This window comes from Bacillus sp. FSL R5-0659 (assembly GCF_038008785.1).
GTDB classification, from domain to species: domain Bacteria; phylum Bacillota; class Bacilli; order Bacillales; family Bacillaceae; genus Bacillus; species Bacillus safensis.
In genome coordinates this window covers 3,566,743-3,589,686 of record NZ_JBBOZU010000001.1, presented here as the reverse complement: position 1 = coordinate 3,589,686, position 22,944 = coordinate 3,566,743, and the positions used below count along the sequence as shown (strand labels likewise).

The 22,944-nt window shown below is 42.4% G+C and carries 17 protein-coding genes and 1 pseudogene; 8 read left to right on the top strand and 10 right to left on the bottom strand.

Annotated elements, in window-relative coordinates; all coding sequences use genetic code 11:
- Positions 1–120: 120 nt before the first annotated feature.
- The 6 genes from NSQ72_RS18590 to NSQ72_RS18565 all read right to left on the bottom strand — a co-directional run bounded on the left by NSQ72_RS18590 (position 121) and on the right by NSQ72_RS18565 (position 8,093).
- Positions 121–2,187, bottom strand: coding sequence for a beta-galactosidase (locus NSQ72_RS18590; RefSeq protein WP_341084932.1), 2,067 nt, complete (start codon positions 2,185–2,187; stop codon positions 121–123).
- A gap of 23 nt (positions 2,188–2,210) precedes the next feature.
- On the bottom strand, positions 2,211–3,419 hold the full coding sequence (locus tag NSQ72_RS18585; RefSeq protein WP_107162820.1) for a glycoside hydrolase family 53 protein: 1,209 nt from the start codon (positions 3,417–3,419) through the stop codon (positions 2,211–2,213).
- 11 nt (positions 3,420–3,430) lie between these two features.
- Positions 3,431–4,273: a sugar ABC transporter permease gene (locus tag NSQ72_RS18580; RefSeq protein ID WP_041087477.1), complete on the bottom strand. Its 843-nt coding sequence runs from the start codon at positions 4,271–4,273 to the stop codon at positions 3,431–3,433.
- A 1-nt stretch (position 4,274) separates the two neighbouring features.
- On the bottom strand, positions 4,275–5,513 hold the full coding sequence (locus tag NSQ72_RS18575; protein ID WP_047203725.1) for a carbohydrate ABC transporter permease: 1,239 nt from the start codon (positions 5,511–5,513) through the stop codon (positions 4,275–4,277).
- Between the two features lie 146 nt (positions 5,514–5,659).
- Positions 5,660–6,925, bottom strand: coding sequence for an extracellular solute-binding protein (locus NSQ72_RS18570; protein WP_212039537.1), 1,266 nt, complete (start codon positions 6,923–6,925; stop codon positions 5,660–5,662).
- Positions 6,926–7,097: 172 nt separating this feature from the next.
- Complete coding sequence (locus NSQ72_RS18565; protein WP_341084928.1) at positions 7,098–8,093, bottom strand: LacI family DNA-binding transcriptional regulator; 996 nt, start codon at positions 8,091–8,093, stop codon at positions 7,098–7,100.
- 172 nt (positions 8,094–8,265) lie between these two features.
- On the opposite strand from NSQ72_RS18565, the gene NSQ72_RS18560 reads away from it, so the two are divergent.
- On the top strand, positions 8,266–9,165 hold the full coding sequence (locus NSQ72_RS18560) for a LysR family transcriptional regulator (protein ID WP_144489765.1): 900 nt from the start codon (positions 8,266–8,268) through the stop codon (positions 9,163–9,165).
- A 15-nt stretch (positions 9,166–9,180) separates the two neighbouring features.
- Here NSQ72_RS18560 and NSQ72_RS18555 read toward each other — a convergent pair whose 3' ends face one another.
- The 3 genes from NSQ72_RS18555 to NSQ72_RS18545 all read right to left on the bottom strand — a co-directional run bounded on the left by NSQ72_RS18555 (position 9,181) and on the right by NSQ72_RS18545 (position 12,847).
- On the bottom strand, positions 9,181–10,857 hold the full coding sequence (locus tag NSQ72_RS18555) for a hypothetical protein (protein WP_341084926.1): 1,677 nt from the start codon (positions 10,855–10,857) through the stop codon (positions 9,181–9,183).
- An 82-nt stretch (positions 10,858–10,939) separates the two neighbouring features.
- Entirely contained in the window at positions 10,940–11,350 is a 411-nt protein-coding gene (locus NSQ72_RS18550) for a hypothetical protein (RefSeq protein WP_047203721.1), read from the bottom strand.
- A gap of 12 nt (positions 11,351–11,362) precedes the next feature.
- Positions 11,363–12,847 carry a lipase family protein gene (locus NSQ72_RS18545; RefSeq protein ID WP_341084924.1) on the bottom strand — a complete coding sequence of 495 codons (1,485 nt, stop codon included), beginning with the start codon at positions 12,845–12,847 and terminating at the stop codon, positions 11,363–11,365.
- Between the two features lie 127 nt (positions 12,848–12,974).
- Here NSQ72_RS18545 and NSQ72_RS18540 point away from each other — a divergent pair, with 127 nt between their 5' ends.
- The 6 genes from NSQ72_RS18540 to NSQ72_RS18515 all read left to right on the top strand — a co-directional run bounded on the left by NSQ72_RS18540 (position 12,975) and on the right by NSQ72_RS18515 (position 19,741).
- Positions 12,975–13,481 carry a DUF1433 domain-containing protein gene (locus tag NSQ72_RS18540; protein ID WP_341084923.1) on the top strand — a complete coding sequence of 169 codons (507 nt, stop codon included), beginning with the start codon at positions 12,975–12,977 and terminating at the stop codon, positions 13,479–13,481.
- Between the two features lie 94 nt (positions 13,482–13,575).
- On the top strand, positions 13,576–14,511 hold the full coding sequence (locus tag NSQ72_RS18535; protein ID WP_047203718.1) for a nucleoside hydrolase: 936 nt from the start codon (positions 13,576–13,578) through the stop codon (positions 14,509–14,511).
- Between the two features lie 91 nt (positions 14,512–14,602).
- Entirely contained in the window at positions 14,603–15,460 is an 858-nt protein-coding gene (locus NSQ72_RS18530) for a MurR/RpiR family transcriptional regulator (RefSeq protein ID WP_212039541.1), read from the top strand.
- 184 nt (positions 15,461–15,644) lie between these two features.
- On the top strand, positions 15,645–17,189 hold the full coding sequence (gene gntK / locus NSQ72_RS18525; RefSeq protein ID WP_047203716.1) for a gluconokinase: 1,545 nt from the start codon (positions 15,645–15,647) through the stop codon (positions 17,187–17,189).
- 24 nt (positions 17,190–17,213) lie between these two features.
- Positions 17,214–18,542 carry a GntP family permease gene (locus NSQ72_RS18520; RefSeq protein ID WP_039182672.1) on the top strand — a complete coding sequence of 443 codons (1,329 nt, stop codon included), beginning with the start codon at positions 17,214–17,216 and terminating at the stop codon, positions 18,540–18,542.
- A gap of 110 nt (positions 18,543–18,652) precedes the next feature.
- Positions 18,653–19,741, top strand: a complete 1,089-nt coding sequence (locus NSQ72_RS18515; protein ID WP_445285758.1) for a hypothetical protein — start codon at positions 18,653–18,655, stop codon at positions 19,739–19,741.
- Between the two features lie 31 nt (positions 19,742–19,772).
- Here the strand turns inward: NSQ72_RS18515 and NSQ72_RS18510 are convergent, their stop codons facing one another.
- On the bottom strand, positions 19,773–21,110 hold the full coding sequence (locus NSQ72_RS18510) for an amino acid permease (protein ID WP_024423951.1): 1,338 nt from the start codon (positions 21,108–21,110) through the stop codon (positions 19,773–19,775).
- A 449-nt stretch (positions 21,111–21,559) separates the two neighbouring features.
- On the opposite strand from NSQ72_RS18510, the pseudogene NSQ72_RS18505 reads away from it, so the two are divergent.
- Positions 21,560–22,939 (top strand): annotated as a pseudogene (locus NSQ72_RS18505) (PAS domain-containing protein); the annotation flags it as partial.
- Positions 22,940–22,944 lie beyond the last annotated feature (5 nt).

The following is a 22,944-nucleotide window of genomic DNA, read 5'->3' as shown; positions in this document are numbered from 1 at the left end:
CGGCATCAAATATTGCAAAAAAATTTAGATAAAAAATAACTAATAAATTTACAGCGATAAATATGGGTATATATACTTATTTAAATCAAAAAGCGCCCAATAAATGGACGCTTCTTTCAATTATTTTTTCAAGATGACGTACTCGTAAGGATCAAGTTGAAGCTGCTCAGGCACTTGCTGGCCAGTCAGTATATTCTCATAGCTTGCCTCTGAATCTAGTGACATGTTCTGCTGCTCTTCTGAAAAATTCATCAAAAACACATAGTCCTGCGTACCGTCTGTTCGTTTTTGTACGCTGACTCCTTCTGGAATTGCACTGGATAGGACGGGCTGTATGCCAATACCTGCGATAAGATCTTCGTAAAACTCATCATAAAAAGCCTGTTCATTTTCTGAGGCCATATAGTATGCCTTCCCTTTTTCTAATGAACGGACAGTCAGGGCTGGCTGTCCTTCGTAGCAGCCATTCTCAAAATGCCCTAGCACAGAGGCCGTTTCAGGATGTATGGATTCGCAATATTGTCCGACATGATAGGTGCGTCCATTCCCTGTCGTCATTAACACATGTTCATCTGGCATCAAAGTGTTGATTTCCTCTGCCCAAATGCCAAGTACATGGCGGAGAGGACCAGGGAAACCGCCGAGGAAACAGAGATCATTTTCATCGACCATGCCGCTCCAGTAAGTCGCAATAAAAATGCCGCCCGCTTTGACAAAGGCTTCAATTTTTTCTGCAACGCCTGGTTTGATCATGTAGAGCATTGGCCCAATGAGCACACGATAGGATGAGAAATCCTTTTCCATTCCGACAATGTCAACAGGGATACCTTTTTTCCAAAAGCTTCGATAGTGAGTTTGACAAGCCTCTACATAGCGTTTGTTTGTATTATTTAAGCCTTGCGCATCATCAATGGCCCAGTGGTTTTCCCAATCGTAAATGATGGCAACCTCTGGCTGAACGGATGTGCCCGCAATTGGCTGCAGCTGCTCCAGTTGTTTTCCTAGATCAGCTACCTCTTGAAACACGCGCGTATGTTCATGGCCAGAATGATCGACAACGGCACCGTGGAATTTCTCAGAGGCGCCTCGGCCTTGCCGCCACTGGAAATAAAGCACGGAGTCTGATCCGTGGGCAATGGCCTGCATGGCAGAAAGGTGTGCCATGCCTTTATGTTTGACCTTGTTCACTTCATGCCAGTTCACAAGGCTCGGCGTACTCTCCATGACGAGAAACGGCTGTCCGTCCTTTAAGGAACGATACAAATCATGTACAAAGGCGACATTTGATGCTAATTCGGCAGTTGTTTCTCTACCGCTATGCCAAGCAGGATAGCTATCCCATGAGATCACATCGACCTCTTTAGCAAATTGATGATAATCCAGCCCAAGGAATGGACGCATATGCGGATAGTCACCCATAAAGTTCGTGGTTACTGGGATATGAGGCGTCAATTCCCGCAGCGGTTCAATTTCATTTTGATAAAAATTAATCGTTTGCGCTGTGACAAAGCGTTTCCAATCCAGGTTCATGCCGTGAATCATGTGCTCCCCGTGTGGTGCGGGTGACTCGATTTGTGACCAATCACTATACGTGTGGCTCCAAAATCCTGTCCACCATGCTTGATTCAAAGCCTCAAGATCATGATTGTATTTGTTTTTCAAATAGTCTCGAAATGCTTCCTGGCAAAGATCGCAATGACACTCGCCGCCGTACTCATTTGAAATGTGCCACATGATCAGTGCTGGATGATCCTTGTAGCGTTCCGCAAGCAGCCGGTTGAGTGTATTCGTTTTCTCTCGATAAACCGGAGAGGTGAAGCAATGATTATGGCGCAGTCCATGTAAGTTACGCTGACGATTCGCTTCGACGCGCAATACTTCTGGATATGTTTGCGACAGCCAAGCAGGTCTTGCCCCACTTGGCGTAGCGAGAATGGCGTGTGCCCCCTGCGCTGCCAAGCGGTCCATAATGTCATCCAGCCAAGCAAAGTCATATTGACCTTCTTTTGGCTCTAGCTTACTCCATGCGAATATGTTGATGGAGAATGTTTGACAGTGTGCAAGCTTCATTAATCGAAAATCTTCGTCAATGATCTCTGGCATATGGAGCCATTGATCTGGATTGTAATCGCCACCATGCAAAAAGCCTTTCACATTTGGGTGAACGAGTGGGTAACGCTTTCCCATTTTGTCACGTCCTATCCTTTTAGTTACGGTGTCATTTGTTTAAATACATCAAGAGAAGGCAGTGCTTTTCCGTTGAAATCAAACATCGCTTGATTTTCCCACGCATTTCCGACAGTACCGGTGGTTTGAATATAAGCGAGCCCGTATTGACTAGACCACGGAGCACCTTTTGCTGGAATCCAAAGCGGCTCCCAATAAAAGAACCCCTTCCCACGGTTGTTGTTTACTTTTGAAATCTTTTCGGATAGATCTCGTATAAAAGATGCCTGGCCTTGAGGTGAGGCTGGATAGCCGGCTGTGTTGACAGAGTCTTGATTAAATGAGTTATCTAGGTTGTCACCGTTTGCTGTCGTAAAGCCGTAAGCAGTTTCTACCACGATGACGTCTTTGTTATAGCGGGCGCTAATATCATTCATATTGGAGGTCAGACCGCTAAAGCCGCCGTCCCAATATGGGTAATAAGATAAACCGATTGTATCGAATGAGACGCCTCGTTTTGTGATTTCATCAAACCACCAGCGGGATGCACCATTGTCTCCGCCATGTGCAAGGTGAAGCATGATTTTGATGTTTGAATCGACAGAGCGGACGGCATTTGAGCCAGCTTTTAGCAAAGCAGCGAGCCGATCAAATTCACCACCGCCTTCACCCCAGCTTTTTCCGTTTGGCCACAGCATACCTGAGTTCAACTCATTCCCGACCTGAACCATGTTCGGCAAGGCATTTTGCGCTCTCATCGCTTTGAGCACATCGCCTGTGTAAGTGCCGACTGCTTTTTCTAAATCACTTTGTGAGAGGGACGCCCACGCTTTCGGTTTGAATTGTTTACCCGGATCCGTCCAGAAATCACTATAGTGAAAATCAAGAAGCACTTTCATATTTTGTGCTTTTGCACGTTTCGATAAAGCGATGGCTGTATTGAGATCATTTGTCCCGCCGTTATAGGCACGGCCTTGATTGTCATATGGATGGTTCCACAGTCTGATACGCACATAGTTGACGCCTTTATCCTTTAATAGCTTGAGCGGATCAACCTGCTGTCCGTTCTGGTTGTAGTATTTGCCGCCGCTTTTCTCCACTTCTGCAAGCATCGAGATATCGGCTCCCTTGATGAAATCACCTTGCAGTCCATTGATCGGCTGAACAGAAATCGCATCTGCCTTAGCTTCAGGCAAAACACCTAACCCTATCAGAAAGAAAAAGGCAACAGTGACAAGCAACCATTTTTTCATCAAATCTCCCCTTATCCTTTTGTCCCGCCTTGTGTGAGACCGGACACAAATTGTTTTTGTAAAACAAGGAACAATAAAGCGACTGGAATCGCAATGAGTAAAGCCCCGGCTGCAAAGGTCGTGTAGCTGGCACCCATTTTATCTGACACAAGATTGTACAGACCGATTGGGAGCGTATACATTTCGGGTGAGCGGACAATGACACTGGAAATGATGAAATCACCCAGCGGACCTGTAAATGAGTTGATTGCGACAACGGCTAAGATGGGCTTAGCGAGCGGCATAATAATTTGGATGAAAATCCGGAAATGCCCTGCGCCATCCATTCTGGCTGATTCATCGAGATCCTTCGGAATCGCATCAAGATAGCCTTTCATTAAATACGTATTCATCGGAATTTGTCCACCTGCATAAATCAAAATCAGGGCAAGGTGGCTATTAATGAGTCCAAGCATTTGAGCAAGAACAAAAATCGCAATCAGCGCTGAAAATTGAGGAATCATTTGCAGCAGCAAAAAGAGCATCAGCCCATTTTTCCGTCCTTTGAAGCGGAATCTGGAAAAGGCATAGCCTGTAAAACTAACAAGAATCAGCGTTAAAACCATAGTGGCAATACTGATCTTCATTGAGTTCCAATACCATTTTGCATAAAGTGCCCCCTGACCGAAGAACAGCTCGGTGAAATGGCTGAACGTTGGATTCTTCGGAAACATACTGGTACTCATCAGGCTGTTCCCAGGGTTAAAAGAAGCACCAATCGTCCAAAGCAGTGGATATAGAATACAAATGGAGGCAATGAAAAGGATAAAATAAGTGATGCTCAGGCGAATGAGCTTGTTTTGTTTTGATCCCATATCACATCATGTCCTCCTCTTTGAATGAATTCGTTCTCTTAAACTGCCAGAGTGCAATGGCGATGACAAAGATTGAAAGTAAGATCGTGACTGCGGCAGCAAGTGCATATTGAGATGACTGCATCGTGAGTTTGTAAATCCAAGAAACCAAGATGTCCGTTCCCCCAGCAGTTGAGCCAGCCACAGGCGGTCCTCCGCCATTAAATAAGTAGATGATATTAAAGTTGTTAAAGTTAAACGTATATTGCGTGATTAATATAGGCGCAATGGAATAAAGGACAAGCGGTAACGTGATGGACCGGAATTTCTGAAAGAAGTTTGCCCCATCAATGGTCGCAGCTTCGTATAGATCTTCTGGAATCGCCTGCAAAACACCGGTTGTCATAATGAAAACAAAAGGGAATCCAAGCCAAGTTTGCATCGCAATGAGTGCGATTTTGCTCCAAAATGGATCTGTTAGCCATGGTTTTGGATCAATCCCAATCGATGCAAAAAGTGTGTTGTTAATGGCTCCAAATGTATCGTTGAACAGTCCGGCAAACACCAAAATGGTCACAAAACCTGGAACAGCCCAAGGAAGAATCAAAATCGTTCTAAAAAACCGTTTTCCCTTTAAATCCTTCTGGTTGAGCAGAACCGCTAGAAAGATGCCAATGGCACATTGAAGGGTCGACGCAGCCAACGTCCATACGACGGTCCAGCCAAGTACATCAATGAAAGTGTCTCTCCAAATATCAATTGAAAAGATATTTTGAAAGTTCTTGATCCCTACCCAATCAATCAGATTGGCAGGAGGCGAGTGGTATAGATCGTAGTTCGTAAAAGCCAGCGCAAAGCTGAACATAATAGGAAAGACAACAGAGAATAGAAGTAAAAAGAAAGCAGGAGTGCTCATTAAGTAAGGAAAGCCTTGGTCGATAAGCTGATGATATTGAGCTCGGATGGAATGGAGCGGAACCCCTTGATCACGTTTCTTTCCGTTTATAAAAGCATCACGCATCATGAGTACGTAAAAGCCGATACCAAAACCAGCTGTTAACAGCGCAATAATCCCTTTTGCCAAAAGAAAAACAGAGTTGTCACGAGGTAGCATCGTACCTAGTGTGAACAGCCCCCAGAAGCCAATATTAAATAAATCATAAAATACGATGATAAAAGAGACGCCGAATAGGAAAAAAAGTGCCCCTTTGCCGTACTGTTTATTGTATATCTGCCCCATCCCGGGTATAAGGGAGAACATTAGCGCCCGTCTCCGGTGTGTCTTTGATTCCACTATGTGTGTGCGGTCTAGTTCAAGGTTACCCGTCACGTCTAACACCTACTTCATATGAAATTAGATCAAATACGGGCAGCTTGATAGACTTAAAGGCTACCCGTGTTTGATGATTATTTAGAGTGATTTGCTTTAATTTGAGAGTCGATTTGATTGACCGCATCATCAAATGCCTTTTTTACATCTGTTCGTCCGGTTGCAATGAGACCTAATGCGCTGTCAATCGGCTTCCACACCTCTGCCATTTCAGGGGTATTCGGTGTCAGCGTGGCATATTTCGTTTGTTTTGAAACAGCATCTGCATTTGCGTTTTCAGTAATAATTGGATCCTTCATCAGCTTTTTCACTGGTGGAATTTCCTCTGTTACTTCAAATCGCTTCTTCGAATTTTTTTCATTCGTGATAAACTCAACAAATTTCTCAGCAAGGTCTTTATTTTTAGAATAAGAGGAGACGTTGTAGCTCTTTACACCTAGGAATGAGCTCATATGTTTTCCGTTCGGGAGTGTTGGCAGCTCTGTTACGCCATAGTCAATTCCAGCTTCTTTATATGGACCAAATGACCACGGACCAGAAATCACAGCTGCCGCCTTTTTCTCTGTGAATAAGGAGTTGAGGACATTGATTCCTTGTTCACCAATGATGCCTTTCGGGAAAAGTCCTTCGCTGAAGAATTTTTGAATGTATGCTCCTCCTTCGATGGCGCCATCGTTGTTCAGGCCAATATCCTTCACATCATAGGAGCCATCGCTTTTCTGTTTGAAAATATAGCCCCCTGATCCGCCTAACACACTTTGTGCATAGTAAATTTCATCCCATTTTGCAACAAAACCGTATTTCCCGTCTTTTGTCAGCTTTTTCGAAAGGTCATACCAGCCATCAAGTGTAGTTGGTGCCTTTTTGACAAGGTCTTTGTTATAGAAAAGCACAGTCGTTTCAACGGATTTCGGAAGGCCATACAGCTTGCCGTCTACCGTTTGTGATTGAATGGATTCGTCTGTAAAGGAATCGATTACTTTTTGATCAGGCTTGATTTCCTGTAACAGACCCTCAGTAACAGCTGATCCAATTTGATCGTGAGGCATTGTGATGACGTCTGGGCCTGTCCCGGCTGCTCCATCAAGGCGGAGAGCTTCGATTTGGTCAGCATACGCTTTTTCGACCACTTTGATTTTCACATCGTTTTGTTTTTCGAATTCTTTTACAGCGTCTTGAATCCCATCAGACTTTTTGACATCCTCCCATACTAGCAAGGTCTTTGTACCTGTAGATGCTGGCTGACTCCCGTTTGAATTGTCATCTCCTGGTCCGCATGCTGAAAGCAGAAGCACAGCAGTACCAACGACTGCTGATAATGTCGCCCATTTTCCCTTTTTCATTGGTAATCCCCTCTCGTTCTTTTTTCACAGATGATAAGAAAACGCTTTCTTAATGTGAGAATATCAACTTAAGTAAAAAAAGTAAACATATTTTATTAAATTTATTAAGTAAATTTTTTTACTCATATAGAGAGAAAAGAAGCCCTCCACATTAGGAGGGTCTTCCAGTTGATTATATGGTGCTTTTCCGAAAGACTGGTTCTGAGGCAATTAGCACAGTTTTAGGCAATGTTCTGCCGTCCACAAGCCTTTCTAAAAGTAAATCGATCGCTGTCTCACAAAGTAATGACGTATGGATATGATACGTGGTGAGCGGCGGCGACACATATTGAGATACATGAATATCGTTGATACTAAAAACGCTGACGCGATTCGGCAGAGAAAATCCGCGCTCATTTAATGCTTGTAAGCAGCCGATGGCAAGAGGGTCACTAGCGACACAAAAAGCGGTGGGCAGATCATCACCAAGCTCATCAATCGCCTTCATCATGAGCGCATAGCCTTCATCGACTGAGAAATGGTGGCCGATATAGACCAATCGCTCATTAAGTATATGGCGGGCAAGCATGTATTCACGGAAAGTCGTTTCACGAATATCTGGAATGTGCTCATTCGTATTGAGATCAAGATCTGTGCCGCCAATGAATCCAATAGATGAGTGTTCTTTTTCAATAAAAGAATCGATGATCTTTTGAACAATTCGTTTCAGGTTCGGCTTTACAGAATCAAAACGATCTTCATCTGGTGTCGTATCAATAAAGACAATGTGCGGAGTGACAGCATATAATTGGTCAAGCTCTGACGTTTTAAATCGGCCGATGGCGATGATCCCTTCTGTAGCAGGATCAATGGAATGAAGGCCATCAGACGGATTGTAAGCGGTAACATTTAAACTCCGAGTGTTGGTCAGTTCCTCAATACCTAGTCGAATGGATTTAAAATAAATATCTTCAAGCTCTTCCTTTTCGGTCATCCAATAGAGAAAGGCAATTTTTTTTAATGAATGTTTGAATGTCTTCTTTTGGTAGGACAAAGCTTCTGCGGCGGCATATACTTTTTCACGTGTTTGATCGGTGACAGATAGGTTGGGATCTTGGTTCAGTACGCGAGATACCGTTGCAATGGATAAACCTGCTTTTTCTGCAATGTCCTTTATTTTAGCTGCCAAATCAGCACCTCCTATAGAAAATATCTCCTCTTAGTATAGAGTCTTTAAAAAAATTAGTAAATATTTTTATTAAATTATTTTCGTTTAGGCGGTTCTTTACGTGCTGGAAAGGAATTAGTAAGATATATATATGTAAGGTGTTGGATTAAGATTTCTGATAGGAGAGGGACCGATGTATTACGATGCACTGAAGACTTTTGTGACAGTGGTGGAGGAGAAGAACTTTACAAAAGCAGCCCAAAAGCTGCGGATTTCTCAGCCGAGTGTCAGTCTTCATATTAAGAACTTGGAGCAGGAATTCCAGACCGTTCTGCTGAATCGTTCGCCAAAGCAATTAACCGTTACACCAACTGGGGATATGCTGTACCATCGATCAAAACAAATCATTCGTCTCTATGAACAGGCGAAGCAGGACATTTATGAGCATCATCATTTGGCAAGAGGAAAGCTGACCATCGGGGCGAGCTTCACAATTGGTGAGTATGTGCTGCCGCAAATATTGGCGGAGTTTCATCAGCTCTATCCGCATGTTGATATTGAGGTGGTCATTGATAATACAGAGGCGATCGCCGGACACGTCCGTTTATTCCATGTCGATATCGGTTTGATCGAAGGACAAACCAATGACAAAGAGCTTTCTGTAGAAACTTTTCTAGAGGACGAGCTGTATATTGTGGCGCCATTAGATCATCCTTTTGCCAAGAAGAAAGATGTCACCATTGATCAATTACAAAACGAAACATGGATCACGAGAGAAGAGGGATCAGGGACAGGAGAATATTTACAGCATGTCCTGAAATCAAATGGACTGAAAGCACGAACCTTTGTGACCTTTAGCAGCAATCAAGCCATTAAAGAAGCTGTAATCCACGGAATGGGTCTTTCTGTTTTATCTAAATATGTCCTCCAGCGAGGCAGCATTGGCGGTGAATTGGCTGTTATTTCTGTGAGAGGCATGGATTTCAAACGAAAATTCTCCTATGTTGAGTCACCGATGACCGGGGGAAATAAAAATAAGGAATTGCTCGTTGAATTGTTAAGGAAAGAGAAAAAAGGAGCTTCTCCAAAATAGGAGAAGCTTCTTTTTTTATAACCCTTTGATTTTGATTTCATCGACTGGAAGGAAGATCTCACCTGTATCTGTATATTTCATGGTGACCTGATCGCCTTCTTTTAAATAAATGACGAGAGGTTCTTTTTCAGATGACATAGTGTAGCTTTTTCCATCGTCTAGCAGGAAGGTGACGGTTGTATAATCACCGGTCTTTTCTTTGTAGACTCGTTTGACCTTCCCTGCTGCTTCTTTCTTTTCTTGCTTAGAGGAACTGTTAACGGTACCGCCGCCTTTTTGCAGAGCTGTTTTATAGGCTCTCAGTGCTTCGTTTGGTGTAGACGCGTACGCAGCGATTTCTGGATTGGCTGCAGAAACGATAAAGTAGTTTTGCAGGAATCCATTTGAATCGAGAACCGGTGTGAGCCAGCTGGCTTCACCATAGAAATTATAGAGAATCGGCATGCGCCCTTTCCATTTCTTCTCGATAAATCGTTTCTCAATAATTTGCAGAGCGCCCTGAGAATCCATATAGGATTCTTCAAGATTTCCGGTATAATAAGTTGCTTTTCCTGTCCGGGCATTTGTCAGGGCATATCCGAGCATGGAATCAACACCCTCTTTCGGACTTGTGAAATCTGTAAAGTAATACATATCTCCTTTTGAATCAAACACCGGGCTCACATTGGCTTCCGTTCCTTCATCGGAAGGCAGCTTTACATCTGACTTCCCAAACATACTGTTCCAGAACCCGTGAATATAGTTTCCGAAATAACTGTTTTGCAGACTGACCGCCTCTGGTGAAACAGCACCATCGATAAAGGTAGGTACTTGATCTAGAGCATATTTCTTCGTGGCACCCGTTTTGGCATCAACAACGACCACACCGGAAGCTTTAAAGCCGTTTCGTGCAGAGATGAAATCGCCATACGTTTGAATGTAATAAGGCTTGCCGTCATCATTGATTTCCAGCTGTGTATCGCCGTAGAAAATCAAATCTGGGTACTGGAGACGGATATGACGCTCAATTTCTTTGTTGAAATAGGAGGAAGGCGTATAAACCATCTCCGTCTTCACGAACTTTGGATTAGCAGATGAGTCGGTCGCACTTAATGTAAAGTAACCCGGCGTGCTGCCTGCACGAATCCATTTAAAGAAGTCCGAGAATTCCACCGGAGCGATGTAAACATACTCACCATTGACCTTCTGAATTTGCAAGCTTCCAAGCTCATAGTAGCTTGTATTTGGAACCTGTCCGAACGATTTCTTCATTTTATTGCGGGCAAATTGAGGCGGTACACTTGCAGGTGTTTCTGTCTCTTCAAACGCTTTGATTTCTACTTTTTGCTCCATTTTGGAGACATCGAATTTCTCATTCGCATTGAATAGAAAAGCTGTCGCCATGTAAACACCGAGCAGCAATAGAATAAGAAACAGAACGCCTTTGATTTTACGCTCCAATCCAACTGACAAAAAGGCGCCTGCTGCTGTCACAACAAGACCAATCAGCCATAGGGAGGAAGGGTTCCGATCTAAATTGGTGATGTAATAGAAAACAAAAATACCGATCATAAACAGCAAAGCAAGGCCTGCAATCCACATGAACGGCACCTGCTGTTCTGTCCCTTTCTTTCTTATAATCAACCTAATTGGTGTGAGCAAAAGGGTCAGGACAAGACCGATCACAACCGAAAATAACAGAATATATCCCACAAACAGATCTCCTTTCAAATCAATCACTCTTTTAGTATATACGAGTGAGGCAGGGAAAAGATTCATCGGATGGAAGGTTCATCTAAATGCCAATCGAGTTGATGGCGGAACGAACATCTTCTTTCATTTCGTAGAACTTGAGTCTTTGTTCAATTTTTTCTATTAAGGCATCAATGGCTTGACCTGACATATGTGTTTGGATGCGATTTTGATGTGTATACACTTTGATCTGAAGTTCATCGATTAGATCTAAAATTTTTTCCGCTTCTTGACGGTCATCTGCAAATTCATTTTGAAGCTGATGCCGGATGGCTCTGATAAGTGCAGTTTTCTGTTCTTCTTTGATCTTTGCTTTCAAAGCTGCCAGCTCTGCTGGTGTCATGTCTTCCGTGTCAAAGTTTGCTTTTGAGAAGATGGAGCTTGATGTATGCGTATCTGTCATTCTTTGCAAAAAACGATCTGCATCTGTTGGTTGTTTCTTTGAAAATTCCATTTATCGTACTCCTTAAGAAATACCCATGTTCTTCGCCAGGGCTGTATCTGCATCGTGGTATTGTTTTCCAAGATCGCTCATATCATCTGATATTGAGTCCATCCACCTTTTCATATTCATAGCGCTATCAATCGCTGTATCATACTTTTTGACCGAATAGAACTCATTTTCAAGACCCTCTGTTTTTAAGTGACGAATCACGGCATCTACATCTGATGCCGTCAGCTGATCATACGAACCGAAACCGACAATTTGTTTGTATCTCGAACGAACTCGTTCTACCGATTGATCCACTTTGTCATCGAGTTTCTCAATTTTGCGAATGATTTGCTGCATATGGTGATCGGCATATGTCGAGAATTTACGTCCTGTGTTCATGAGAACGTGGGACTTAATTAATATCGCCACTACACTGTGCGGATCAACATTAGATTGACCCAACTGTTGTAACATGGCCGTAGTAAGAGAAGGATTTTTTCTCAACATATCATCAATGGTTTGAACGGAGCCATCTGGCGAAAAGGTATAACGATCTAATCCATGGCTGCCAGCGAGGGCTTCAAGAAATAAATTCGCATCCAGTGAAGGATTCACACTCATTGCCCGATTGAGGAGGTCTTTTATGAATTGGACGGCTTTTGAGGAGTCCTCGGAGTAATCGACGCCTTCAGGGAGAGCGGCATCATACATCACTTTCACTCGACCGATTTCTGTCGTATGCCGATTTAAAAGAGAAAGCCCGTCATTGAGATTGATATATTCTGTTAATCTACTGCGGTAATCGCCTTTTAATGCTTTAGCTTGTAGACCATCCGATAGATTTGGGTAAATATTCGGATTCTCAAAGGTGACCCCGCCTTGAATAAAATCATTTTTGACAAGAACATAGGAAGCATTTGACCCGCCAAGCGAATGCCCTGTGACATACATCTTCGCATTCGGCATTTTCTTATGGATTTCTTTCGCATACCGATCCGCTTGAACCATTTGATTCTCTGCACCATGCTCAAATGGGATATTTTTAATCAGATACTTTGTATCCGAAACCATCCAATCTTGAACAATTTCATTTGTATAGGCGGTTGTGCCTGTTGTCAACTTAGTCGTCACTTCCTGTGAACCCTTCGACCGACTAAAAGGAGGCAGCTTCGTCAAAATGGTAGAAAGAAGATCATCTGACTCTTTTTTTCCATGTTTTTTAATGGTATCTTTATATTGGTCTGCACCAATCGGTTCAGAACCACGGTAGGCGATGACGGCGTTTTTGATTTTGGTGAGGTCTTTGCCTTTAGCTGAACGGATAAAGTCATCTTTTGATACAAGAGTCATTGCGTTTAGTCCATTTTTTGTTTCTTGATAATTAATGACATACATGATTCTACCATTACTGAGTTTTATTAATTTAGAATTCTCGTAATTTAAAATGTTATAGGATTTTGAGGAAATTTCTTTATAATCTTTATCATTTAATTGATTTTGATATGATTTTTTGGTCAAAATTAACACTCCTGCTATATTTATCTTAATTATTATAGTATATAGCGTTATAAATATCTATTATAAATGCAGGTCTAATATACATAAAAATTTACTATTAATAAGATCAAAAGGTGGATAGTTTCTAATGAAGAAAACAATTAAAATTTTGGTTGTTTTAATTAGCATAATTGTCATCGCAGTTATTTCACTTGTTATTCAACAGGATAAACAAAAAAAATCAAATGATACAGGAGGGGAAAATTTCGTGCAAGAAAAAGAAAAAAGCGATCAAGAAAAAGCTGAAGAGTTCGCAGAAAAGATGAAGCCAAAAATTGAAGAAGATCTACATAAAATGGATATTCATAATTTTATTAAAACTATAACGTTTGAAAAAAAAGTGACCATCAATCCTATGGGGGATATTGTGATAAATGGATACGTGAATGATGAACCAGAGAGATTTAATTTTTCTGCTTCATTACAGTATAGATCTAAAAAGATAGGGCCGATGAGTTATTCAGAGGATTTATCAGATCGCTTTATAGACTGGGATGAATATAAAGATGAACCTAAAGTTAAAGAGGATTATCTTAAAAGTTTCACCGAAAAAGAACGTGAACAGTATCTGAGAGACATTGGAGAAAAAGAGTAATAAGATCAACCTGCTAATATTCCCTAAATAGTTGAAGCAGGCATATGCTATCATTCACCTAACAACACTTACAAACAAGGGAGAGATTTCACCCATGGCAAATACAAAGAAATTGATCTTGGATGTAGATACTGGAATCGATGATGCGATTGGGATTTTGCTGGCAGTGAAAAGTAAGCAGTTTGATATGTTGGGGATGACAACGGTGTGCGGGAATGTGTCTGTCGATACCGCTACTTTGAATACGTGTAAAGTGCTTGAGCTGGTTGAGGCAGATAACATTCCTGTCATCAAAGGTTCAGCAACCCCTCTTTTAAGAGCACCTCATTATGAACATCGGGTACACGGTGAGGATGGAATTGGCGGCGCTTTAAAGGACGCCCGGCCTAAGAAGACCGCAGATGCTGGTTTTGCGCCTGATTTTATCATTGAACAAGTGCTGCAGTATTCGAAGCAGGTCACGCTTGTGTTGACAGGGCCCTTAACGAATTTAGCCCTTGCGGTAAAAAAATGCCCTGAGCTGATTCATCATGTGAAAGAGGTCATTTTTATGGGGGGAGTCGTGCAGGGACAGGGGAATGTCACACCGGTTGCGGAATTTAATACATATGCAGATCCAGAAGCGGCAAAATTGGTGCTGGAGGCTGGGTTCCCTTCATTGACTCAAGTAGGGCTGGATGTCACGAGACAGGTCTTGTTAACAGATGAGAGAATCGATGCCATTCAAAATGAAACGTTGGCAGCTTACATCAGAGAGAGTACAAGCATTTACCGCCAGCGCTATTTTGAGCGTAATGGTGTGTGGGCGTGTGCCATGCATGATCCGCTTGCTGTAAGTCTTGCCATTAACAAGCAGCTTGTAAGCACACAGACATTTCATGTAGAAGTGGAGACGAAGAGTGAGTTTTGTGACGGTCAAATGATCTGTGATTTTCAGCACCAATGGGAGAAAGAGCGCAATGTCCAAGTGTGTATGGATGTAGATGCTGAAGCTTTTTTTGATTTATTGATCAAAACGATGAATTCATAAAAAAGAAGTCTGTGCAAACAGGCTTCTTTTTTATAAGATGGGAACATGAGGAAATGTATGCGCTCACATGAAAAGGAAGGAGTGAAGTCAATTGGCTTCTGTCAGTTTAAGTAGTATTGAAAAAATACGAGCAGCAAGCAGAGGGTTGCCGCCAAAGCTGAAAGGAATAGCAGAACATATTACGAGTGAACCTGGCGACATTATTCATTTATCTATTGTCGAGCTTGCCAAAAAGACAGCGAGCTCAGAGGCAACGATTTTTCGTCTTTGTAAAAGGCTTGGATTTGAGGGCTTTCAAGATTTGAAGATTGCAATTGCCCAGGAAATAGATCAAACAAAGCCTGATTATGTAGACGAAGAAATGAGTCTTGATGATGATACGGCCGTTTTTATGCAAAAGGTTTTTCAGGCGAATATATCCGCATTAAAGGATAGCTTTCAATTGTTGAATCCAGAAGATGTAGAAAAAGCCATACAAATCATTCATGAAGCAAAGCGCTTAGAGTTTTATGGGAGTGGCGGGTCTGGCCTCATTGCAACAGACGCTTTTCATAAATTTATGAGGACAGGCATCAACTGTATTGTTCACACCGATTCTCATTTTCAAGCGATGTCTGCCGGTCTTCTCGACCAGTACAGTACAGTGATCGGTATATCTCATTCTGGACGGAATAAAGATTTACTCGATGCGATGAAAACAGCAAAGGAAAAAGGCGCGAAAACCATCGGTATTACAAGCTATCAGCGCTCTCCGTTGAGCCAGCTTGCTGATGTCACGTTGTATACATCGACGCAGGAAACGGCCTTTCGAACAGAGGCGATGTCTGCAAGACTTGCTCAGCTCACTGTCATTGACGTACTATACTTTGCACTTGCTCACTTAAGGCAGCAGGAAACTTTATCGAATTTAAAAAAAATGAGAGAAACCATTTCACAAAAAAGGGTGTAATGGTTTCAAAAATAAATTTTTCTATTAATGAAAAATGCCGTTGTGGTAACGATTGTGAGCTTTTAAGTGAAAAAAATTTTCTTTTAAGTCGTTGAATGTCGAAAAAATTATTCCTATAATGGGATTTAACAGGTATATGAAAACAATAAATATGATTTCAAATCAATGATTGGGCGTGATACAGATGAAGGGAAACCAGGCGGTAATTGGTTTGGATATTGGAACAACAAGTACAAAGGCGGTTCTGTTTGGACCACAGGGGAAAGTGATAGCAAAGCATTCGGTTCCTTATGATCTCATTCAGCCCCAACCAGCATGGGTTGAACAGGACCCTGAACATATATTAGAAGCTGTCATTGCAAGTGTAAGAGGTGTGTTGACGAAAGCAGCATTTGATGCAAAACGTCTCATAGGCATCGGAATTAGTACAGCGATGCATTCCTTGATTGTGATGGATAAGGATGGCAAGGCGTTAACGAACAGTATCATTTGGGCAGATAACAGAAGTGCAGAACAAGCGAAGCGAATCATTTCGGACATGGATGGCTTCCAAGTGTATAAAAGAACCGGTACACCGATCCATCCAATGTCACCGCTTTCAAAAATAAGGTGGTTCAAGGAAATGGCACCTGATGTCTTCAAGAAGGCAGCGAAATTTATTTCCATCAAAGAATATATTCTTTATCATTTCTTTGGCCAGTATGTGGTCGATTATTCAATTGCTTCAGCAACAGGGCTGTTCCGATTGGAAACGCTTCAATGGGATGAAGAGGCGCTTCGTATTACTGGAATTAAAGCCAATCAATTGTCTGAACTTGTTCCGACGACGCATCAGCTGAGAGGTCTTCAGCCAGAGATCGCCCTGCGAATGGGTATTGCGGAAGATACACCCTTTGTGGTTGGTGCGAATGATGGGGTTCTAGCGAATTTAGGTGTGGGAGCGATTGGAAAAGGTGAGGTGGCTGTCACGATTGGGACAAGCGGTGCAGTCCGTACGGTCGTGGACAAACCAATCACAGATGAACAATCAAGAACGTTCTGCTATGCGCTGACTGATAAGCATTGGGTGGTTGGAGGACCGACGAATAATGGCGGAATCATGCTGAGATGGCTGAAGGATGAATTTGGATCCTCGGAGGTGGAGGTAGCAAAGCGTCTTGGAGTGGATCCTTACGATCTGATGATTGATATTGCGAAAAAAGTTCCAGCCGGCTCAGAGGGGCTGCTGTTTCTGCCATTTTTAACGGGTGAGCGTGCACCTTATTGGAATCCAAATGCGAGAGGTACTTTCTTTGGGATCGGTCTTCAGCATAAGCGGGAGCATTTTATAAGAGCTGTGTTAGAAGGCGTCATTATGAGTGTTTTCTCAATCGGTGTTGCCTTAAGGGATTTAACCGGCTCAGCAAAGGATGTCAGGGCATCGGGCGGTTTTGCGCGATCTCCGCTGTGGCGGCAAATTTTAGCGGATACGATGGGCAGGGAAGTACTTGTTCCAGAAAGCTACGAGGCATCAGCACTTGGGGCGGCTGTCCTCGCACTTCATAGTTTAGGTTATATGAAAGAGATAGAAGAGGTTCAAGATTGGATTCGAATCTCTGCCCGTCATGAACCAAATATGGAGAACAATGAAACATACATAGAATTGTTTTACTTATATGAGCGCCTCTATGACAAACTGAAGGATGAATTTGATGTCATCAGTGCGCTGCAATTAAAACAAAATCATTAAACATCAGGGAAAAGGTGGGAGAGCATGCTTTTATTCATCGTGATTGCAGCAATTGTCCTTTTACTCATCCTCATAACAGTTGCTAAGTTGAATCCGTTTGTGAGTTTAATTATTACTTCTATGTTAGTCGGCTTTGCCACAGGGATGGACCTGCAGGAAATCATTCAATCCATTAAAACGGGGTTAGGCAATACGTTATCATTATTGGCCATAGTTCTAGCGCTTGGCACCATGCTTGGGAAAATGATGGCTGAATCAGGTGGAGCTGAGCGGATCGCTCACACATTAATCGGCCGGTTTGGGACAAAAAATGTGCATTGGGCAATGATGTTTGTTGCCTTTATTGTGGGGATACCTGTCTTTTTCCAGGTCGGATTCGTTCTTCTCATTCCTTTATTGTTTACGATTGCGATTGAAACGGGCATCTCGCTCGTGACAATTGGGATTTCGCTCATTGCTGGCTTGTCTGTCGTTCATGGTCTTGTGCCGCCTCATCCAGCTGCCATGGCGGCTGTCGGCATCTATCATGCCAACGTGGGGAAAACCATTTTCTTTTCCATTATTGTCGGTTTACCGACAGCTATTATTGCTGGGCCGCTGTATGGAAAGTGGATTGGAAAACGGATTCATAAACCAGTTCCGGAGCTGCTGAGAAAGCAATTTACTGAACGCAATGAAGATCGAAAACTTCCCGGCTTTGCAAATACGATGTTTACGATTTTGGTGCCAGTGATTCTAATGCTTCTTGCCACACTGGCAGATATTATTTTACCAGAGGACAGTTTATGGTTTCAGATATTCAAGTACATTGGAGATCCAATTACAGCACTGCTGATTGCAACCGTGTATTCTTTCTTCAGTCTTGGCTTTGTGCAAGGGATGAGCCGTGACCGGGTGCTTTCCTTTAGTAATGAGTGCTTAGGTCCGATCGCTTCGATTCTGCTTGTCATTGGAGCAGGCGGGGCTTTCAATAATGTGCTTATCGATTCAGGTGTCGGTGATTATATTGCAGATTTAGCCAAACACTCGCCGATCTCGCCAATTTTGCTTAGCTGGCTGATTGCTGCGGTTATTCGTGTGGCAACAGGATCTGCTACGGTCTCCATGATGACCGCAGCTGGTATTGTCGCACCGATTGCTGCATCTATGCCGGATGTGAGCAGAGAGCTTCTAGTGTTAGCTACAGGGGCGGGTTCGTTGATTTTGTCTCACGTCAATGATTCTGGTTTTTGGCTGATTAAAGAGTATTTTGGTATGACCATTAAAGAAACGTTTTTGACATGGACGGCTATGGAGACAATTATTTCTGTTAGTGCTATTGCATTTATTATGATCATTAATATGTTTATATAGCGAAACGCAACAGCCTGATTCTTCGGAATTGGGCTGTTTTTGCTTTTAGCCATACCACCTTTTTCAGATTGGGGTAAAATGAAGATATTGAGATGTGGGAGGCGGACAAGATCGAACCATTAAAACACGTTTATCATGAATTATTTATTGCAGAATTAGCCGAGAAACTTGCACAAGCGTCGACTGGATTTGATGCTGAAGAATTCAAGCGGCTTGTGCTCCAAAAGGATTGGGAGCAGCTGGAGTTAAAAGGCAGAATGAGAAGAGTCACTGAATCAATGCATGCCTGTCTACCTAAGGATTATGAGCAGGCAATTGAGGTGCTGCGTCAGACAGCCCCGCATTTTTCAGGACTTAGTGCGCTTGTATTTCCAGACTACGTCGAGACGTACGGTCTAGCACATTGGGATATCTCGATCAAGGCGCTCGAATTCTTTACACCTTTTTCCACTTCTGAATTTGCCGTTCGGCCTTTTCTGATTCAGGATCAAGACAAAATGCTGGCGCAAATGCTCGTATGGTCACAGAATCAAAATGAGCATATCCGGCGGCTTGCTAGTGAAGGATGCAGACCACGTTTGCCATGGGGATTAACTGTTCCTGCACTTAAAAAGGACCCTTCGGTTACGCTGCCTATTTTGGAAAAGTTGAAGTCGGACCCAGCGCGGTATGTGCAAAAAAGTGTAGCGAACCACTTAAATGATATTTCTGCAATTCAGCCTGATCTGATGAAGGTGACGGCTAAAAAATGGTATGGAACGAATGAACATACGAACTGGATCATCAAACATGCATCTCGTACATTACTAAAAAAAGGCGATCCAGATATCATGGCTTTGTTTGGTTATGGGGACGATCCATCTGTTCAAGTAACGGATTTGAAGGTAGAGCAAAATCCCATTCGTATTGGAGAGAAAATGATCTTTCAATTTACACTTCAGGCCGCTAAGCCCCTAAAGCTGCGTGTAGAGTATGCCATAGACTATGTCAAAGCTCGGGGTACCCGCAACCAAAAAGTATTTAAAATCACAGAGTTTGAAACAAGTGCAGCGTTACATAGAGAATTCGTCAGGTCACAGTCCTTTCAAAATATGACGACGAGAAAGCACTATGAGGGAATCCATACTTTAACGATTATCATCAACGGCATTCCAAAAGCATCGGTCGATTTTGAAGTAACAGAAGATAGAAGCTCATGAAAAAACCCGCCATTTCGGCGGGTTTTGGCGTTTAAGCCTTCTTTTTCATTAAGAATGAAGCGATGATGGCAGCGACTAAGAAGCCGATGCTGATAATGGAGCTAGGCAGGTTTTCTTGTCTGAATAGGAACAAAACAAAGCTCAAGCTGAGTACAAGACCTGCAAATAAAGTCAAATACGGAAACAGCCACACTTTGAAATACGGCTCCTGTGGATATTTTGGACGCAGCTTTAGATGTGCCATACAAATGCTGATCCAAATGAGTGAAACTGCAAAACCAGGAATAGCCAGCATATAGCTGAAAATTTGGTCCGGATATAAGTAAGCAAAGAATGTTCCAATGAGAAGAAATAGAACGGTGACCCATAAACTCAAAATGGGTACGCCTCTTTTGTTGACCTGTGCCAGCTTTTTCGGACCGCCATCTGATTTAGAAAGAGAATGAATCATTCTCGTCGTTCCATAAATTCCAGAATTGGCCGCAGATAGAACGGCTGTAATCAAGACGAAATTAATGAAGTGAGAGGCGCCTTGCATACCAGCAGCAGAGAAGACTTGGACAAAAGGACTGTTATTTGGATCAATTTGATTCCAAGGAATGAGTCCGCAGATGATCAAAATCGGCAATGTGTAAAATAAGATAATCCGCCACATCATACTTTTGACTACTCCAGGCAAGACCTTCTCCGCATCCTTTGTTTCAGTAATGGTTAGCCCGATCAATTCAGAGCCTCCATAAGAGAAAATAACCACTAAAAGTGATGCAAAGATCGCACCCCATCCGTTCGGGACGAAGTTTTGATAGTTGGTAAGCGCTGGTGTGCTTTGTTCGTTTGGAATGATCCCAAATAATAATGCTGCACCGAGAATAATAAAGACAATAATAACGAAAATCTTCATTCCAGCGAACCAAAATTCAATTTCACCAAAGTATTTTACATTATTTAAGTTAATTCCGATGACTAAGAGTGAGCAAAGTAAACATAGTGACCATAGCGGTACGTTCGGCAGCCAATATTGAAGCAGACTGCCAGCTGCAATAATCTCAATGACACATACAGTGAGCCACATAAAACAGTAAACCCAGCCGACGACAAATGAAAAACGTTGACCAAGCGCAATTTGTATAAGGTCGCGTAGATTATTTCCCGGGTACACAATGGCCATTTCGGCTAATGCTGCCATTACAATGAGGAGCAGCAATCCGGCAAATACATAGGAAAAGATCACCCCAGGACCTGCTAAACCAATTGTATCGGCACTTCCTTTAAAGATTCCTGTACCAATGACCCCGCCCATCGCAATCATGCGAATGTGACGCGGTGATAAAAGCTTTTTTAATTCTTGTTGCTCCTGATTCGCGCTCATGACGTTCTCCTTTTTTAAAAATGCTTATGTTCCATTTTCTTTTTTCAGGACGTCAGTGTCAATATAAAAAAAGAGATTTTTCAGACAAAAACAGCGGTTGATTCTATCAAAACATATATTTATATCCATAATTACCTTATTTCATCCATATTCTAAAAATGAAACTTCAAATAAATGAAGATTTGCCTTATTTATGACATAAACAATTTTCAGTTTTTGTCGATATATCATTTGTATTACTAAAGTCCTAATAAAGAATTATTTATAACTGTAAAATATTTCAAAAACGTTAGAGTTGAAAGGAGTAATGAAAGATGTTTAAGAGAAAAGGAAATGATTCATCGGCTGGAATCCTTCTGAGTGAAAGCAGCCAATTAATAGAAAGAATCGAAAAAGGAGACCTTTCAGCAAGACTAGACACTGCTGCATTCTCTTCAAGCCAAACGATAGAAGCGGTAGCGCAAATTAATGAAGCTTTGCAAAAGATGCAAGAAGCAAATGAAAATATTCAAATGCGGATGGATTTAGTGACAAAAGCCATTCAAGTTGGCTTATGGGATATGGTCGTTGTCGCTGGAGATCCAGTTAATCCAAAGAATGAATTCACATGGACGGATGATTTCCGCAAAATGATCGGCTTTCAAAATGAGCACGATTTTCCAAATCTATTAGACAGCTGGGCATCTCGAATACATCCGGATGAACAAGAATATACATTAGATGCATTTTCTTCGCATTTATTGGACCATTCAGGGCGTACACCGTATGATATCGAATATCGCTTAAAGTTAAAAAACGGAGATTATCGCTGGTTCAAAGCAACTGGAACGACCGTTCGTGATCGAAATGGTGTCCCTCTTCGTGTGGCGGGAGCACTTTTTGATATTCATGATCAGAAGTTGAAAGAAGAAGAGCTGCAAGCATTCGTCACAAGATATGACTTAATCAACCGTGCGCTTGTCGAAGCCCCTTGGGACATGGTGGTAGAGGCCGGCGATCCAGTCAATCCAAATAACGAATTCTGGTGGTCTCCGCAGTTCAGAACAACTCTTGGATTTACAGACGAAAAAGATTTCCCGAATGTTCTGAGCAGCTGGAGCGATCGTCTGCATCCTGAGGATCAAGAAATGGCTCTCCAAGCTTTTGCAGATCATTTAAATGACCACTCTGGCCGCACACCATTCGACATTGATTACAGATTACAGAGTAAAAATGGGGAGTACCGCTGGTATCATGCGGGTGGTGAAACCATTCGTGATGAAAAAGGTGTTCCTCTTCGAGTGGCAGGAACCATTCGTGACATCACGTTAGAAAAAAACAAAGAGAAAACAGCGGATGAAATGGCTTCACAAGTAGAACAGCTTTCAAGTTCTATTAGCGAGATGGTTTCGGGCATCAGCTCTGTGACAAATCAAGCACAGGAGCTGGCTGTCGCTCAAGAGCAGTCAACGTCTGCCGCCCACTTAGCAAAAAATAGTGCAGATGAGACGAAAAATATTTCTGACTTAATCAAAGAAGTGGCGAACCAAACGAACCTGCTGGGTCTAAATGCTGCGATTGAAGCAGCTAGAGCTGGTGAACAAGGCCGTGGTTTCTCTGTCGTTGCAGATGAAGTACGAAAGCTGGCGCTGCATAGTGCCAATGCAACGGAAAATATCGAATCTAGTTTAACGGATATGAAAACACAAATTGATGAAATTCTTGATAATATCTCGAATATGACAGCTCTTACGCAAACTCAGGCTGCTTTAACAGAGCAAGTGAATGCTGCAGTTGATGAAGTGAATCACATGTCTCAGCGTCTTGTGGCATTTTCAAAGAGTATTTAATCGTC

What these genes read in the sequence shown, in the direction of transcription:
- NSQ72_RS18590 (WP_341084932.1), bottom strand. Translation starts at nt 2,187, where the DNA reads ATGGGAAAGCGTTACCCACTCGTTCACCCAAATGTGAAAGGCTTTTTG.
- NSQ72_RS18585 (WP_107162820.1), bottom strand. Translation starts at nt 3,419, where the DNA reads ATGAAAAAATGGTTGCTTGTCACTGTTGCCTTTTTCTTTCTGATAGGG.
- NSQ72_RS18580 (WP_041087477.1), bottom strand. Translation starts at nt 4,273, where the DNA reads ATGGGATCAAAACAAAACAAGCTCATTCGCCTGAGCATCACTTATTTT.
- NSQ72_RS18575 (WP_047203725.1), bottom strand. Translation starts at nt 5,513, where the DNA reads ATGTTCTCCCTTATACCCGGGATGGGGCAGATATACAATAAACAGTAC.
- NSQ72_RS18570 (WP_212039537.1), bottom strand. Translation starts at nt 6,925, where the DNA reads ATGAAAAAGGGAAAATGGGCGACATTATCAGCAGTCGTTGGTACTGCT.
- NSQ72_RS18560 (WP_144489765.1), top strand. Translation starts at nt 8,266, where the DNA reads ATGTATTACGATGCACTGAAGACTTTTGTGACAGTGGTGGAGGAGAAG.
- NSQ72_RS18550 (WP_047203721.1), bottom strand. Translation starts at nt 11,350, where the DNA reads ATGGAATTTTCAAAGAAACAACCAACAGATGCAGATCGTTTTTTGCAA.
- NSQ72_RS18540 (WP_341084923.1), top strand. Translation starts at nt 12,975, where the DNA reads ATGAAGAAAACAATTAAAATTTTGGTTGTTTTAATTAGCATAATTGTC.
- NSQ72_RS18535 (WP_047203718.1), top strand. Translation starts at nt 13,576, where the DNA reads ATGGCAAATACAAAGAAATTGATCTTGGATGTAGATACTGGAATCGAT.
- gntK (WP_047203716.1), top strand. Translation starts at nt 15,645, where the DNA reads ATGAAGGGAAACCAGGCGGTAATTGGTTTGGATATTGGAACAACAAGT.
- NSQ72_RS18520 (WP_039182672.1), top strand. Translation starts at nt 17,214, where the DNA reads ATGCTTTTATTCATCGTGATTGCAGCAATTGTCCTTTTACTCATCCTC.
- NSQ72_RS18510 (WP_024423951.1), bottom strand. Translation starts at nt 21,110, where the DNA reads ATGAGCGCGAATCAGGAGCAACAAGAATTAAAAAAGCTTTTATCACCG.